This is a genomic window from Klebsiella huaxiensis (assembly GCF_003261575.2).
Classification (GTDB): Bacteria; Pseudomonadota; Gammaproteobacteria; order Enterobacterales; family Enterobacteriaceae; genus Klebsiella; species Klebsiella huaxiensis.
In genome coordinates this window covers 1-16,457 of the sequence record NZ_CP036176.1, presented here as the reverse complement: position 1 = coordinate 16,457, position 16,457 = coordinate 1, and the positions used below count along the sequence as shown (strand labels likewise).

Sequence of the window (16,457 nt, the reverse complement as noted above, 5' to 3'; positions counted from 1 at the left end):
CAGGCGCACAGGATGTAATCGCTCCGGACAGCCAATCAGGACTGCGTCACGTTAATGCTTTTAAGTAAAGAAATATTACCCTGCTGAATAAACGAGAAATCAACGTGGCTGCCAGTTTTCAGGGCATTAATAGCGTCGTCTGCATTAACAAAAGTGAAGCGCATGGTCATTGCAGGCCAGCCCACATCAGGGATAGCTTCGTGCGAAATGGTGATTTTTTTACTATTCATATCAATGGCTTTAACGACACCGGAGCCCCTGATAACCTGCTGTACCGAAGCGTCACTGGCAGCATTCATATCACCATGCTGATGTGTTTCAGCATGAAGACCGGCAGAAAATATGACAGAGAAGGCACCAAATAAAACGGCTTTAAATGAATTACGCATTTTAAATTTCCTGATTAATTAAATAAATTTACTCTACCCAACCGCCACCCAGTGCGGTAAACAGATTAATTTCGTTAACCTGCCGGGAATAGGTAAGATCGAGAATGGTTTGCTGCGTAGCGAAGAGAGAACGCTCTGCATCCAGCACTTCAATGTAACTGACAGCACCACTGGAATATAATCCTCTGGCACGCTGGAGAGTTATCTGAAGTGAATCAAGATAACGCTGCTGTGACTCAAGTTGCTGGCTAAGGCTGTCGCGCAGCGCAAGCGTGTCGGAAACATCCTTAAAGGCTGACTGAATTTTTTGTTCGTAATTAACCACCGACTGTTGCTGGCGAATTTCAGCCAGCTTCAGATTGGCTTTATTCCTGCCAGCATTAAATATAGGAATTTCAATTTTAGGGATAAAATTCCACATTCCACTTCCTGACGTAAACAGGCTGGACAGCTCCGTACTGCTTGCGGAAAGACCACTGGTCAGGGTAATTGAGGGGAAAAAGGCCGCTCGCGCTGCGCCAATATTGGCATCAGCCGCTTTCAGCTGATATTCCGCTTCCATAATATCCGGTCGCTGCAGCAAAATTTGTGAAGACAGATTTGGTGGCAATTTTACTGGGGCTATCTCCCCGCCTTTCATCCCTTTTTCTGACGGAAGTGCGCGGTACGTTCCCAGCACCAGTTGCAGGGCATTGTTTGCCTGAGCCAGATCGCCTTCTCGTTTGGCTATTTCGGCGCGGGTACTTTCGATTTGTCCTCGCGCCTGTTCAAGTGCCAGAACGTTCGTACTCCCGGTCACGAGCTGCTGCTCAACGAAAGCATAGGACTGTTGATAATTTTTCAGCGTTTCCCGCGCAATACGAAGTTGTTCGTACGCCAGTTGCTGGCTGAAATAGCTTTGTGAAACGCTGGAGACCAGCAGGATGTGTACGGCCCGACGGGCTTCTTCGCTGGCAAAGTAGTTCTGGCGATCAGCATCACTCATGTTCTTAAGTTTGCCGAAAAAATCGAGCTCATAACTGAACTCCAGACCTGCGTCGTACTCCTGTGTGGTCGGCTTGTCACCTTTCAGACCACCGCTGTATGTGATCCCGGATGAGGCATTCAGCTGGGGATAACGATCTGCATCCGTGACGTTGAACTGGGCCCGGGCCTCTTCAACCTTCAGTGCAGCCATTCTCAAATCACGGTTATTAGTCAGGGCTTCAGTAATCAGCCGGGTGACCTGGGGATCGACAAAAAAGTTACGCCAGCCCGTATCCTGATAGCCATTCACCGCTGGCGTCAGGCTGTTACGGGACAGTGAAAACTGCTGGGGTACCGGTGCTGCCGGACGCTGATATTCAGGCGCCAGAGAGACACAACCAGCCAGAATGAAGATTGTGCTGATGCTGAGTAGTTTTAATTTGAACATATTGCTTCTCGTCCAGGCAGACCTGGTAAATGGTTCAAATGAAGTCCAGAGTATTACCAGGTTTACTTTACAGAATGCACTCTGTTTGTCGGGTGACAGAATAATGACAATGTTGTCATTTTTACGGTAATTCGTTGATTACGATCGTGTGCGCAATAGAATGACATTAGCAGCCAGACGGGGAGCAAGATGAAAATATTGATCGTCGAAGACGAAATTAAAACAGGTGAATATCTCAGCAAAGGGCTTACAGAGGCAGGGTTCGTAGTGGATCACGCTGATAATGGTCTTACCGGATATCATCTCGCCATGACAGCCGAGTATGATTTAGTCATTCTGGACATCATGCTGCCTGATGTGAACGGCTGGGATATCATCCGCATGCTGCGCACTGCCGGAAAGGGTATGCCGGTCTTACTACTGACGGCCCTCGGCACGATCGAACACAGGGTCAAAGGACTGGAACTGGGTGCGGACGATTATCTGGTTAAACCCTTTGCGTTTGCCGAACTGCTGGCCCGGGTGAGAACCCTTCTGAGGCGGGGAAACACGATGATCACGGAAAACCAGTTTAGGGTGGCTGATCTCTCGATGGATCTCGTATCCAGAAAAGTCAGTCGCGCCGGAAACCGCATTGTGCTCACCAGTAAAGAGTTCAGCCTGCTGGAATTCTTCATTCGCCATCAGGGCGAGGTTCTTCCCCGCTCCCTGATTGCCTCTCAGGTCTGGGACATGAATTTTGACAGCGACACTAATGCGATCGATGTCGCAGTAAAGCGACTCCGCGCTAAAATAGACAACGATTACGAGACAAAGCTGATCCAGACAGTCCGGGGCGTGGGCTACATGCTGGAGGTCCCGGATGCATAGCAAACCTTCCAGACGCCCTTTCTCACTCGCTCTGCGGCTGACCTTTTTTATCAGCCTGTCCACGATACTGGCTTTTATCGCCTTCACCTGGTTTATGCTGCATTCTGTTGAAAATCATTTTGCCGAGCAGGATGTCAGCGATCTTCAACAAATCAGCACCACACTGAACCGTATACTGCAGTCCCCGGTGGATCCGGATGATAAAAAAATAAGCAAAATAAAGGAATCAATTGCCAGCTACCGCAACGTTGCCCTTTTGCTCCTCAATCCCAGGGGTGAAGTGCTCTTTAGCTCAACTCAGGGGGCGGCACTACGCCCGGCAGTGAATTCAGCAGATTTTAGCGAGCACAGCCGCGCACGGGATGTCTTTCTCTGGACGGTGGAGGATCCTGCGGGACCGATGGATACCGGGTCCGAAATGAAGATGGAAACATACCGGATTATCGCCTCCTCTGGTCAGGCGATATTTCAGGGCAAACAGCAGAACTATGTCATGCTGACTGGCCTATCCATTAATTTCCATCTCCATTACCTCGATGCGCTGAAAAAGAACCTGATTGCGATTGCCGTCGTGATAAGCCTGTTGATTGTTCTGATCATTCGAATCGCTGTCCGTCAGGGGCACCTGCCCCTTCGTAATGTCAGCAATGCCATTAAAAACATCACCTCCGAGAATCTTGATGCGCGACTGGAACCGACACGCGTTCCCATTGAGCTGGAGCAACTGGTTATCTCGTTCAATCATATGATTGGAAAGATTGAGGATGTCTTTACCCGCCAGGCCAATTTCTCTGCCGATATCGCGCATGAGATCAGAACGCCCATCACCAATCTGGTGACGCAGACTGAAATCGCACTGAGTCAGGATCGAACACAGAGGGAACTTGAGGATGTCCTCTATTCCAGTCTTGAAGAGTATAACCGGATGACCAAAATGGTCAGCGATATGCTGTTCCTGGCACAGGCAGATAATAATCAGCTGATACCTGACAGGGTCATGTTTGACCTCAGAGCGGAAGTCATGAAAGTCTTCGAGTTTTTCGAAGCCTGGGCCGAAGAACGCAATATCACGCTCAAATTTAACGGGATGCCCTGCCTGGTTGAGGGAGATCCACAAATGTTCAGAAGGGCGATCAATAATCTGTTATCCAATGCCCTGCGTTATACCCCGGAGGGACAGGCAATCACCGTCTCAATAAGAGAGCAGGAGAGCTTTTTTGACCTTGTGATTGAAAATCCGGGGAAACCGATCCCTGAAGAACATTTATCAAGGCTGTTTGACCGTTTTTATCGGGTGGATCCATCCAGACAACGAAAAGGAGAAGGCAGCGGCATCGGCCTTGCGATTGTGAAGTCAATCGTGGAAGCACATCACGGAAGAGTGCAGGTGGAATCAGACGTACGCTCCACGCGTTTTATCTTATCCGTGCCCAGACTGGAGAAAATGATCCCGGAAACCCAATGCTGAAAATAAAGATGTAAATGACAAAGATGTCATTAGCCTGTCATGCAGCAAACAGAAGCCATTCGATATAATTAGTGCAACTTATCAGGAAGGCATTATTACTTCATCCATACACGGCATCAGCACAAGCCAGGAGTTGTATTAAAGCCTCATCCCGGCGGAATAAGGTCTGTAGAGTTGTCAGTTGTACTACTGAGGACACAGATCGAAATTCACGGACATCACTAATTCAGAAATGGAGAGTTACCATGAAAAATATCGTCTTAGCATCAGTGTTAGGTTTGAGCTTAATTTCTACGGCCTGGGCCACTGAAACCGTAAATATCCATGAGCGTGTCAATAATGCTCAGGCTCCGGCCCATCAGATGCAGTCTTCTTCAACTCCAGCCGCCATCCAGGGGGCAGCCCCACGGATGGCCGGTATGGATCAGCATGAACAGGCTATTATTGTTCATGAAACCATGAACAATGGTTCAGCAGATGCACATAAAAAAATGGCGGAAAGTCATCAGAAGATGATGGGAACTGGCACCGTTAACGCTTCCCGCCCGGCGACTTCGTTTGCGGCGATGAATGAACATGAAAGAGCAGCTGTTGCCCATGAATTTACGAATAACGGTCAGTCCGGCCCCCATCAGGCTATGGCTGATGCACACCGCCGCATGATCAATGCGGGCTGATGACAACTGAAGTTTCCGTGCGGTTACCCTTTCCTTGATAGATTGTCCCTTATACGGATATGTTGTTATTTTTTGCCCCCTTCAGGGGGCTTTTTTGTCTGACTCAGCTAAACTTATCCGGTAACCATCTGAAAGGGTTTATTATATGAAAATCACAAATTCGCTTTTTGTTATACTGATGTTATCCCTGCCAGCGATTTCCGCAGAACATTCAGAAATGAAAATGTCAGATATATCCTCATCGGCATCGTCACAGGAATATATGTCCGGCATGAAAGGTATGCATGACAAAATGATGGCCGCTGTAAAAGATTCCGATCCCGACAAGGCTTTTGCGAAAGGCATGGTAGCACACCATGAAGGGGCAATAGCAATGGCTGAGACCGAGCTAAAATACGGAAAAGATCCGGAAATGAGAAAGCTCGCGCAGGACATAATTAAAGCTCAAAAAGGTGAAATTGAGCAGATGAATAAATGGCTTGGTAATCAAAAATAATGATTGCGGAAATAATATATTGCGCGTACAGTCAGAGTGTTCCCGGGCACGGGAACCTGTTAATCGTTAATTAATCAAAACCCGATTCATTTCGGGTTTTTCCTTTTAACCCCCCCAGCGCATGCACTGCACCGAGTGAAATTCACCTGAGCCAATTCTGCTTGCTTATTATTTCGATGGGAATTGCTGATTTTAATTAAGTCTATGTTTTAAAGGTGTTTCTCATGCCTGGGTTTGGCAGGGGTTCGTCCTGTTCTCTGGTCATGCGCAATGGCAATTCGCAGTCAGGGCTCAAGACTACTTTTACCTCTTTTTTAACAGAAAGTTTCTGGACCCGATACTTGCCGGAAACATCATCTGCTGTTCATCCCGACCAATAAAACGAAGGTATCACTCTCGTTTGAATCTCACTTACTTTCCATTTTGTAATAAAGAATCAAGTTTTCCAGTGATATATCAATACCAACTTTTTTTAATAACCTTTTTCGCGCAGTGTATATTTCTTTCAGCATATCTTCATAACCCTGACCAAGGTGAATTTGTTTATGGCAATTGCAACACAGAGATATGATATTTTCTTCAACATCAAGAGATGTGTCAAAAGCATCTTGCCTGGACATAGGTACAATGTGATGAGGTTCTGTGTAATTTAAGGATGAATTTCGCCTTCTGAATGTTGGGTGGTCACTATCGACTTCACATCTGTAACCTGCTTTATTCAGCGCATTTTGGGATACACCTTTACTCCTGGGATACGAGAGGCCATTTTTTACTTCTATTGCATTTTTCTTTGGTTTGGCTTCCCCTGTATATTCAAACGTCTGAACGTTGTCAAAGATATTACTTTTCTCTATGGCATTGATCAACTCATCGTCAGAGTAATACTCACTGCTGGCCATTTCTGTTGTACCAAAAAAATCCAGTTCGTTAATTGCCTGAACAAGTTCCTCACGAATTGTCCATAAGTTTCTTTTGGGTTTTCCGCCGATTTCTTTACTCTTCATTACGGTAATGAATTTTGTACCGGATGCGATATTTCCGACACCTTTAACCTCGAATCTACCAAGTTCTTTTTGAACTCTGCCACCCAGTCCGTTTATGACTCCATTAGCACTCATGCTGTGCAGGTCGTACTTCTTACCAATATCGAAGCATGTGCAGGAATGATTTGGCTCAATAAACCATTTTTTTAACGCTGCAATACTTTTTGTGTCAAAAACTTTATCATTTGTTAATAAAGTTTTCCATTCTTCCACACTGATATCAATGTCACAGACATACTCTCCATCAATCACTTCGCATATTTTTTTAATCACATTCATTCCCCTGTTATACAGATAGTCATAATGAAAATATAAAGCTCGCTAACCGGTATGGTTGCGTAAGGACCGTAGTCTCTCAGAGACCGTGCTTTCTTTTTTTTCAGGCCTGGACACTAAAGGGTCTGTTGCACCCCGAAAAAATTTGTTGCGGGGATTGCTCATTGAGATGAGCCTCTGCTCGATCATACCAGATCAGCAGGCTGCCCCCAATGCTATGGCTTCTTAGTTTGGCCATTATCCGGCCTTCCTCACGACCAATAAAATAGAGACATTACCCGTGACGCTGCCACCGTCTCAGCCCGGAACGATCAGTGAGCGCTTCTGATGACCTTCGGTTTTTTTAACGAAGCGGGTGGGATACGGTTTGTTGCTGAAATCTTAATAATAACCAACAACTGATGCTAATTTCGCACTTTTAACATATATGAATATAAATGTTATGAATAATTGCATTTACAGGAAATATCATGCGTTTTGTCATCCGGGATCCGAAAAAAGCCAGTTCCGGATCTAAACTCTGAACTGACCTGAAGAATGCAAGATTGAGATTTTTACAGAAATACTCTTCTCACAGGACGTATGATGAAGAGGTTGACCACCCACATATCAGGAACGCTATGTCTGGCATACTGCTTAATCGCCTCACTACTAAAGTCAGAGCACAACTCAAACGCACCCTCAAAGGAAATAAGACATATAAGAAGCATCGCTGGAACCTTGTTGAAAGGGCGCAGGTTTACTGCTCCACGCATTATCTGAAGGCCATGTTTTTGCTCTGGTCTATGGCAGGCAGTGCTGTCCTCATAGCGATAGGCTTTCGTGCTGAATTTAGTATCTTTGCGGCTAATTACCTAAAAAACGTCACTAAACTTCCTGAATGGATGTCAAACCTGCTGGGCGCCCAGCTGACGATAATCGGGATTGTGTTCCCACTTGTTGTCGGACTGATCAGTGTGCTCTTTCAGAAAAAATCCTCGCGAATCCACATTCAGACCGCCTATCAGTTGCATTCGGGTTATATGTTTGCAGGACTCAGTGGGCTATCACTTGCTGCTTTTATACTGATAAGTGGGTTATTTTTATCTGCCGGTGACAAATATCTTGATACGGCATTTGCGGTTACGGCCTTAATCTGGATGCTTTTCAATATTGTACTTTCGATATGGTTCTTTATTACCAGCCTTAACATTTTAGATGACAAGAAACGCGATCACCTCATGCTGAAGTATTTTCAGTCCCAGATTGTAGAAAATCATATTCTGCGTTCCCTTAAATACTCATGGATACAGTATCCTGGTTCACACATAGGTAAGGATTATATAAAGGGAATAACCATTCTTCCCTACTCTGTCTCAAGCGAAGAAAGTATGGACTCGGTTAAATTCCATATTGAGGATCATATCGAAATCAGCGATGTGTATCTTGGACCACTAAATTTTCTTTTACACCGGCTGAAACCTGTGCAGGATAAGAATGGCTCGATTGTTATTCTGCCGTCACTGGCAAAAAGGGATAACAAAATAACACTGTTTTCCTCAACTGAGGTGATTATCCCTGGGTGGTGGCCGTTCTTTTTCAGACAATGTTTTATAAAAGGCCCGAAAGTAAACTGGAAAGAGTACAGACACATTACCCGTGATTTTTATGGTGAGGTTTATGATGCTCTGGGAGACAAAAATATAAGTACCTTTATCATCGCAACAGACCGGCTGATTGATACATACACAACATTGAAAAAAAGCTTCCGGTATGCTGATGGAAACTATATTGATGAATGTCATGGTTCAGGTATGTCATTTACATTCAGCCAGTCATTCTATCATGATTTTTACAGTTTCAGTAACGAGGTGGTAAAGTCACTGGAAACAACGGGTGAATATTTCCGTAAAATTATTGATGTACCATTCTCTGTATATCGTGATTCAGACAGCCGTGAAATCGTCGATTTTCAGCAGTGTATGGAATCTCTTTTCTACGTATGGTACGTGTTGAACAACTGGAAAAGAGGATATGCAGAAACTCTGTCGGTCAGTCAGGAGCAACGTCACAGGGAAGTTGTCAAAGATTTTATAGGTGAATGGGAAAGCTGGTACATGTGGCGACGTATTAAGGCCCGTGGCGAGAACCGGTTTGATGATGACTCGGCCGAACTACTTTATCATCTTTATGAGACAGCCCGGATAGTCATGACGGCTGTGATGTCAGACGACCGCTATGCCTCAGATCACAGTGCGGATATGCTTTTACTCTGGTTCAGCCGGAATCGGTTTGAACTGCACTTTGAACAATACCGCTGGCACAGCTTTTTCCTGACGCCGTCGTATCTTACTCAGGCATCTGACAAACCGGCCTGGCAGGCCATCCTCAGAGGAAATGCATATTCAGAAAAAGCTGCACGGGCAATCATTTTTTTCAATGCACTGACAGATATTCGACTGCTTACTGCCGGATATATTCTTTCGCATGTTCAGCAGAAAAAAAATGTACGTCTGAAAAATGTTATAAAGCGACTTCTTACTTCTGAACCTGTCTATCCGACAGGTGCGCATGATCTCATGACGACGTTGTTAACTTCTTCGACTGATATTATTGACATTATTATCAGGCTGGAATGTCGTCCGTGCGACAGTGAGGATTCCTGGTACAAGACGATGTCTAATCTCGTAAAGGCGTTTTCATCATTTAATGAAACTGAGATCATATCAGGACGTATCTATATGGGAACCTATGAAGATGTCAGGAATATTTATGCCAGTTATGCAGATATCGCTTTTTATCTTTCCGCTAAGTCCCTGCCTGTCACCCAGCGCGTAAGGATGGCACTGAACGACAACCTGTTTACTTATCATCAGAAGGAACAGATTATTTATCAACTCCAGTGTTTCAAACGCCGTGAAGACAGCCCATCGGATGGATATTTAATGTCTGATAAAGCCTTTAAAGATAAGATTGTCCGTTTTAACGAAACCCTCGATGCCTATATTCAGGCTTTCAGCCGGAGCATGCATTCAGAGCTTCTTAACGCTGAGATTGATACTGAGCTGCTGAAAAATACCGATCTTACTCTTACCCGAGAACTACCCTTAATGCTTGCCCGGGATGCACTGCTTTCACAATTTTCTTACAGTACATCAAACAGCGGGGAGATAGCGTGGACAGCCAAGTCAGTTAACGGAGGCATGTCCAAAGATATCTTAGCCCGTGGGATCAGCAGCACTAATTCGGTAATACTGACACCTGTTTCTGACATTAAACAGACTCTGCTTGGTGATGTTTACCATGGACTGAGTCAGCTGCAGCCCCTCCGGACAATCAACGTCCGCGACGAATATGAACTGCTGAAGCATTTAAGGGAGATGACTGCCGACAACGAAGACTATACGCTGATTTTCTTCGGAACCCATCTGGGAAGCGAGCTACGTGAGATGAGCTACCACGCAGAAAGGTTTGCGGAACTGGGGATCATACTGGATATGAAGAGTAATCTCGATGGCCTTATACCAGTCAGGATTAATAACTGTGGAATCTATCAGGTATGGGATAATGATGGAGGATATTACTCCCTGCTTGTCCGGAACAATGTCTTTGGATCCCTTAACATGCTGAGCGATCCCGACGGACAGCCTTTCAGTACCTCATGGCATGCAAGTGATGAAGACCCTCTGTCGGGCTGGGTGACTACCAGCTGGAAACAGGAACTCGGGATTAGTGGTTCCGTCGTGGCAAGATTTAATCACTCCTGACCAGTCTGGCTGAACGGCGCGAGAATGCCGTTCAGCTATTATTGTTGCTGTAAAGTTAATTATTAACCGCTAATTTTATATAAAAACAAATATCTTATTTTTGCAACAATCACCTCTCACTAGTGCGTTATCAGCATCAATAGCTTTCTTCCACTCCCAAGATCCCAAAAACCAGTGAAACCGGAAGCAGATACCGGCCATGAAAATGGCCAGTTCCGTTCCGGAACATAAGAAAGACAGGGGGACATGAAAAAGAAAGAACTAGTTTCTGACTGAAAATAACTCGCCGATGCGAGGATGTGTATTAAAAATGGCGCCCTGCAGCGCCACCATTTCATTCCATTTTTGCGACAAACGCTCACCGTCAGCCAGGATGGTTACCTTCAGATGTTCGCGTGCTCCAAGTAACCTCTCCATGTCTGAGACGAACTGCACGGACGTGCTGTCAAGCCCTTCCAGCTTCTTCTGGAGAATGAGATCGCTCTGCAGCATCGCTTCCAGAGAACACGCTGCATCTATACTGTGGGTAAAGGCATCTTTCATGGCATTCATGCTGTCTGAATAAGCCGGGGACACATACAGGCCGTAGGTCCGCAGCCGAAAATCAGCCTGTTCGATACTGTCTTTCCGTTCTTTTTCATTAAGGATGGCACGGGATAATATGGCTATTTTCCGGGCATAGTCCGCGCTGCTTGTATGATTATAGATTTGCAGAAATTCGTTATAGCAGGACAGCGCCTGGTTCGTGCTGCGTAACAGCGGATTCTGAATGCCGAGGTAAATATAATGTTCGTTCACCAGACAGATGGCCACTTTATAACCTTCTTGGGTCGTCAGTTGTGGAACCCATTTCCGTGCGGTCAGGTACGCCCCTACCGCGGCAGTGGCCATAACACCATTAAACAGCATCGATACACAGGCAGCCACGTCACCATTTTTCACCGCCTGTCCCGAGATGGTGGCGAGCAGAATAACCGCACTAAAAAAGACGACAACTGTCCACAACCATCGTTCACCGTCACGGTGTGACCGGCGGTATCTCCCGGATATAGCAGGTTGTGGCGGCTTCGCTTTTAGAGCGCTATCAACGAAGGTTACGGGGCCCTCTTCGCTGTCTGGAATCGGGGTAACCGGCTCAGTCATGATCACCTGGCTCCGCCAGGCAGACGGTAAAATCCCCCTTCCCGTCAGGGGTGAAGCTAACGAGTTGTTCATGATCGCTGTAATAGAGCGCGACTTCCTGCTCCTGTGGCGACAGCGCGGAATACAATTTACCCTTCAGGTTGGGCAGGAGTGCCTTATATTCTTTTTCCTTTTCCATATTTTCCTGTGCTTCCCGTTCGTTTTCTTCCTCCGTGAAAGCAGTACTAAAGCCAAACAGATCATTGAATAAATGCTCACGGAGGCGCGGTTCAAGCGACTTACGGATGGCTTCTCTGCAGACGTCGTTGGTAAAGGTCCTCCAGAGCGGTGAATACAGTTCGGCCTTCTCAACAAAATTAGGCGTATGGATACCCGCAGCCGGCCATCCCTGTGTGACTTCAGCCCAGATATTGTCGGCCTGTTTTTCCCAGACCGTGGGTTTGACGGACATCGAGGCGAGAATATCGTTATCCGTAATGTTACCGATACCGTTCAGGATCGCCAGACGGAGCACTTCCACCTCTTTCACTGGTTGCTGGGTCAGAGTCACACAGCGGACGTAGAGATCGTCCAGCTGCGCGGCGGTGTTGTCGTCTATGTGTTTCGTAGGCATAACCACCTCACATTCAGTAATTAATGAAAAATAGGTTCACATTCCTAACTTATAAGTTTATAAGTTTATAAGTTTGTTTTGTTACCATATCATAAAATAATTTAGATGCAATGTGTTCTCAGCTATGTCAGGTGTCAGGAGAAGTGTTTTCTCACTCAGATCCGAAAAAAGGTAGTTCCGGATCTGCCGCAACCGCTCCGGCACCCGCCAGCCCGGCAACACAAGATGTAGCGGTGTCATCCGCTGACGATGACGCTATATGTTGTGTCCCTCCCCTGCCCCGTGACCGCCCGATCACCCCATTAAAGGGCGGTGTGGTTATTTCGTGTGCGTGGTACACTTCCGGAAATCCGTTAAATTGCAGTAAATCGGATCAGGCCGGAATGGTCATCCGGTAATTTATCAGCGTGACTGTTTCTCTGCTTATTATGTGTGGTTTTCTTTCGTTGTGTACAAAATGAATCATTGCGTATACATTCATTCTGCTTACGGTAAATCAGGTTTCATGTTTACTATCTTGACTATTTACCGAATCTGAATACGTTTTGCACAAGGAAAGAGTCATGGCGAAGATCCAGGCCAGAAATGTTGACGATGCGCTGTTTGCGCGCATTGAGCAGTCAGCAATGAAAAATGAACGTTCCCTCGAGGGGGAGATCCGGATTGCCCTCCGGGAGTATTATCAGCCCGTGGTTCAGGCCGGGCCCGCGATGTCTGACAGGGAGCGCTGGCAGCATGAAACGGGCAAGCGGCTGAAGTGGTTGTTCAACCGGCTCATGGCGGACAATTACTTCCGGGAATTTGCCGGAGCCAGACCGCCGGACACGTTTGACCTGGTCCGCTTCGGCAGGCAACTGGATACCTCGCCGGGTGTGCTGATGGATATCATGGAAGGACGCCAGGAGCTGTCCTTTACGCTGGCAGATACGATCGCCCGGAATTTTGATGCCTCGGCGGACTGGCTTCTGGGTGAAAGCGGGCAACCTTTTCCGTTTGTCCGCCTGGGCTCTGCGGGGTACAGGGAGTTTTTCTTTCCCGTCGGCAGTACAGGCGACCACACGTTTGAGTTTCTCAGAATAGCCGGCGGCAGGCATGACGGCACCCTGATCATCCTGCGTCAGGATATACAGACGAAGCGGGTCACACCCGGCGTTGTCACGGAGAGTTTTTACCTGCGCAGCGGCATGGGAAGCGGCGGATACGGCAACCTCAAAAGGTTTCTCCTCTTTCTCAAAACAGAAGGTGCACGGCTGTCCATCAACACTTATGACTGGACGCCGGAGCACCCGGATTTTGATTTCTGGACGGTCATCGGCCAGCATCATCACGTCTATTTCCAGGACTCGCCCCGCCGTTCATCGGCCCGCTGGCTGCAGCAGGTACTCAACGGTGAAGATCCGGGAGAATGGTTTCAGGGCGGCTGGACACCGATACTGAAGGAAGTGGCTGCGGCCACCGGGCCGGATACGGCTTCCGGACATACTGACCACCAGGATGAATGATCCGGTACAAACGTCACGGGTTGGGATGTTTTGGGCTTACTGGCCAGAATTAAGAACCCGGGGAACTGCTGAGGCCGAAGGTGAAATTCAACAGGCTGACAGGAAACAATATGGACAGAATCAGTGAAGAAAGACAGACAGGCACAGACGTGATGAACGTCGCCTTCCACACCATGCGCAAGTACGGCATGAATATCATCACCGCCACGCAGCATATGGATATTAATGCTTACGTGAAATCCGACCCGCGGATGCCGAGAACGCGGCTGCGCCGCTACCTGGGGCAGTATGGCCTGCGCGGTGAGGCGCTGAGCAGGGAGGTCAGACGTATCGTTGCGGGACCTGAGCGACGCGACAGCACGCTGAAGGACGGGATTTACTATACCTGGCCTTATGGCTGGGAGCCCTGTGATTTTACGCCGATGATGCGGCGCATTTTTCGCGGGAAGCGGACCCGCCATGTGATGATGTTTGATGAAATGCCAGCGCTGTTTGGCAAATAAAGCACTGGTGCGACTTAAACAGCAATACGCGGACACGGAGGATAACAATCAATGATGCCGGCATTACCAGGTCAGGGCATTTCGTTTTCAGCTGCGCAGCTGCCGGTGGCCATCGATTACCCTGCTGCCCTGGCCCTGCGCCAGATGGCTCTCGTTCAGGACGAACTGCCGAAATATCTGCTGGCGCCCGAAGTGAGCGCCCTGCTCCATTACGTCCCCGATCTGCACCGCAAGATGCTGCTGGCCACCCTCTGGAATACTGGTGCCCGCATTAACGAAGCGCTGGCGCTGACGCGGGGAGATTTTTCGCTGGCGCCACCGTATCCGTTTGTGCAGCTGGCCACCCTTAAGCAGCGCGCCGAAAAATCCACTCGGACGGCCGGGCGGTTGCCAGCAGGCACGTTGCCTCACCGACTGGTGCCGTTATCGGACACCCAGTACGTCAGCCAGCTGCAGATGATGGTGGCCACGCTGAAAATTCCGCTCGAGCGGCGCAATAAGCGAAGCGGCAGAACTGAAAAAGCGCGTATCTGGGAGATCACCGACCGGACGGTCCGCACGTGGCTGAATGAAGCCGTGGATACCGCTGCGGCCGACGGTGTGACGTTTTCTGTGCCAGTAACACCGCACACGTTCCGCCACTCCTACGCCATGCACATGCTCTATGCCGGTATTCCCCTGAAGGTGCTGCAGTCGCTGATGGGTCACAAGTCAGTGAGTTCAACGGAGATCTACACGAAAGTGTTTGCGCTCGACATCGCGGCACGGCACCGCGTGCAGTTTGCGATGCCGGAAACTGAAGCGGTGGCCCTGATGAAACAGCTCCCCCAACGATAACGCGAGCGCCGTGCTATGGAAAATAACTCAAGTTATGCTGTGGCTTTCGCAATAGTGAACATTTTTATGGCTCCCTGCGCTCATCGGCGGGAGCGATTATGGGGACTTATGAAGCCTAATTCGCAGAAACAAACGGTGAGCCGGTCTGGGCCCGATGGGGTATATTTATCGATTACTGTGACGCCGCATCCGCTATATCACATAAATGCGCTATCACCGGCGGCCTAAAAATTGACTGTGGTGTGCAGGGCATCATCTCTCAGTCAATACATGGAACGCGTTACTCGCCTAAAGTGCATGCCGCAGTCAATATCAGTGTTTTTTCGTATAACATCCCATACAACAGTCAATTTAATGCGTGGAAGCATGAAGGATAAAGAGAGTTAAATTGACTGCGCTATGCGTGATGCGTATCACAGTCAATAACGAAGAATAAGAGCATACCGCAGTGAATTTTTGCGTACTACAGTCAATTTTCAGGCTTCATACTGGTGAGCGCTTCGGCCAGCTTCTGAGGATCGATACCCGCGGCTTTCAAAGCCTTAATGACCTCATCATAGTTCTGCTCAGGAGACTGCGCCTCTTCCTCTTTGCGAGGCGACTTCACAGTACTGCTGATCAGTTTCGGGTTGCGATAATGCACGCTGAAATAGGCTGCCCGTCCGCGTTTGAATTCGGTGTAATCCAGATATCCAATATCCCGCAGTTGCTCCATCGCTTTGCGAACGGTATGGTTCTGCGTGTACACGTTTGAGGTAAGATTCAGCCGATCGCGCATACGTTTCATGGAGATTGGCGCCAGGTTCTGAGGCAGGCTTTCGATGTAGGTATACAGGGCTTGAGCAGACTCTTTACGCTGCAGGGCGTCGATCGCCTTCAACCGCAGCAGCACCCGCCGGTCCATGTGGTAGAGCTCGAAGAGTTTGGGCTCGGCCTTGATTTCCACGATATCTTCGTTGATATCATAGTAAGCCGACTGCACCAGGTGTGTGGTCCAGCCCTTGGTGTCATTCTGGAACTTCAACGTGACGGTCGCCAGTTTGAACAGGGAGTTGCTGATACGGTCGCGCATTTTTTTGTTTGAACGCCGCGAATCGAAACCACACATCTTAACGAACTCAACAAAAGACAATTCTAGCGTGTCTTTTTTTACGCCATACTCTGACATGGAGCGAATGATCCCAAGCCAGACTTTAAAGTCCGTGTCCATGTCCAGACGCGATCCTGTGATCCTGACGTCGGTGTACCCTTCACTCTTCGCGATAGACAGCTGTACAAGCTCCTCAGTCGCATCTGTGACGTTTTTACGGTTAGCCTTACTCCTTCCTGTCGATTTCAGCGTAGGAACAAAGAGACCAAGCCTCATGAGCGCAACGGGTTGAACGGTACTGGTGCTGTTGACATCCAGCTTAACAACTTCACCGGTTTTCTTATCAACCTCCTGCAGATTCAGAGGTAAGCTATTATTTTCGCTCGTCAT

The 16,457-nt window shown here is 47.9% G+C and carries 14 protein-coding genes; 8 read left to right on the top strand and 6 right to left on the bottom strand.

What is annotated here, in order from left to right; all coding sequences use genetic code 11:
• Window positions 1–35 precede the first annotated feature (35 nt).
• Window positions 36–389: a cation efflux system protein CusF gene (gene cusF / locus DA718_RS29645; RefSeq protein ID WP_009654303.1), complete on the bottom strand. Its 354-nt coding sequence runs from the start codon at window positions 387–389 to the stop codon at window positions 36–38.
• Window positions 390–417: 28 nt separating this feature from the next.
• Window positions 418–1,803 (bottom strand): Cu(+)/Ag(+) efflux RND transporter outer membrane channel SilC, encoded by a 1,386-nt coding sequence (gene silC, locus DA718_RS29640; RefSeq protein ID WP_009654314.1) that lies wholly within the window; start codon window positions 1,801–1,803, stop codon window positions 418–420.
• A 189-nt stretch (window positions 1,804–1,992) separates the two neighbouring features.
• On the opposite strand from silC, the gene silR reads away from it, so the two are divergent.
• From silR to copM, 4 genes are all read left to right on the top strand, one after another.
• A complete protein-coding gene (gene silR / locus DA718_RS29630) occupies window positions 1,993–2,673 on the top strand; it encodes a copper/silver response regulator transcription factor SilR (protein WP_009654297.1) in 681 nt (226 codons plus the stop codon).
• Window positions 2,666–4,141, top strand: a complete 1,476-nt coding sequence (silS, locus tag DA718_RS29625) for a copper/silver sensor histidine kinase SilS (RefSeq protein ID WP_004118652.1) — start codon at window positions 2,666–2,668, stop codon at window positions 4,139–4,141. Before silR ends, silS begins: the two co-directional genes overlap by 8 nt.
• Before the next feature lie 245 nt (window positions 4,142–4,386).
• Window positions 4,387–4,818, top strand: coding sequence for a silver-binding protein SilE (silE, locus tag DA718_RS29620; RefSeq protein WP_007374411.1), 432 nt, complete (start codon window positions 4,387–4,389; stop codon window positions 4,816–4,818).
• A 145-nt stretch (window positions 4,819–4,963) separates the two neighbouring features.
• Window positions 4,964–5,314, top strand: a complete 351-nt coding sequence (gene copM, locus DA718_RS29615) for a CopM family metallochaperone (RefSeq protein ID WP_032716639.1) — start codon at window positions 4,964–4,966, stop codon at window positions 5,312–5,314.
• A 407-nt stretch (window positions 5,315–5,721) separates the two neighbouring features.
• On the opposite strand, the gene DA718_RS29610 is transcribed toward copM, so the two are convergent.
• Window positions 5,722–6,630, bottom strand: a complete 909-nt coding sequence (locus DA718_RS29610) for an HNH endonuclease (protein ID WP_007374408.1) — start codon at window positions 6,628–6,630, stop codon at window positions 5,722–5,724.
• 623 nt (window positions 6,631–7,253) lie between these two features.
• On the opposite strand from DA718_RS29610, the gene DA718_RS29605 reads away from it, so the two are divergent.
• Window positions 7,254–10,379: a hypothetical protein gene (locus DA718_RS29605; protein WP_112216748.1), complete on the top strand. Its 3,126-nt coding sequence runs from the start codon at window positions 7,254–7,256 to the stop codon at window positions 10,377–10,379.
• Window positions 10,380–10,640: 261 nt separating this feature from the next.
• On the opposite strand, the gene DA718_RS29600 is transcribed toward DA718_RS29605, so the two are convergent.
• Both DA718_RS29600 and DA718_RS29595 read right to left on the bottom strand, forming a co-directional pair.
• A complete protein-coding gene (locus DA718_RS29600; protein ID WP_130624423.1) occupies window positions 10,641–11,522 on the bottom strand; it encodes a hypothetical protein in 882 nt (293 codons plus the stop codon).
• Window positions 11,515–12,135 carry a hypothetical protein gene (locus DA718_RS29595; RefSeq protein WP_112216746.1) on the bottom strand — a complete coding sequence of 207 codons (621 nt, stop codon included), beginning with the start codon at window positions 12,133–12,135 and terminating at the stop codon, window positions 11,515–11,517. The genes DA718_RS29600 and DA718_RS29595 overlap by 8 nt, the downstream gene beginning before the upstream one ends.
• Before the next feature lie 563 nt (window positions 12,136–12,698).
• Here DA718_RS29595 and DA718_RS29585 point away from each other — a divergent pair.
• The 3 genes from DA718_RS29585 (at window position 12,699) to DA718_RS29575 (ending at window position 14,977) form a co-directional block, all read left to right on the top strand.
• On the top strand, window positions 12,699–13,637 hold the full coding sequence (locus tag DA718_RS29585) for a FitA-like ribbon-helix-helix domain-containing protein (protein ID WP_064349895.1): 939 nt from the start codon (window positions 12,699–12,701) through the stop codon (window positions 13,635–13,637).
• Window positions 13,638–13,747: 110 nt separating this feature from the next.
• On the top strand, window positions 13,748–14,140 hold the full coding sequence (locus DA718_RS29580) for a hypothetical protein (protein WP_163556868.1): 393 nt from the start codon (window positions 13,748–13,750) through the stop codon (window positions 14,138–14,140).
• Between the two features lie 51 nt (window positions 14,141–14,191).
• Entirely contained in the window at window positions 14,192–14,977 is a 786-nt protein-coding gene (locus DA718_RS29575; RefSeq protein ID WP_110277161.1) for a site-specific integrase, read from the top strand.
• Window positions 14,978–15,446: 469 nt separating this feature from the next.
• Here the strand turns inward: DA718_RS29575 and DA718_RS29570 are convergent, their stop codons facing one another.
• A complete protein-coding gene (locus DA718_RS29570) occupies window positions 15,447–16,457 on the bottom strand; it encodes a RepB family plasmid replication initiator protein (RefSeq protein ID WP_112216745.1) in 1,011 nt (336 codons plus the stop codon).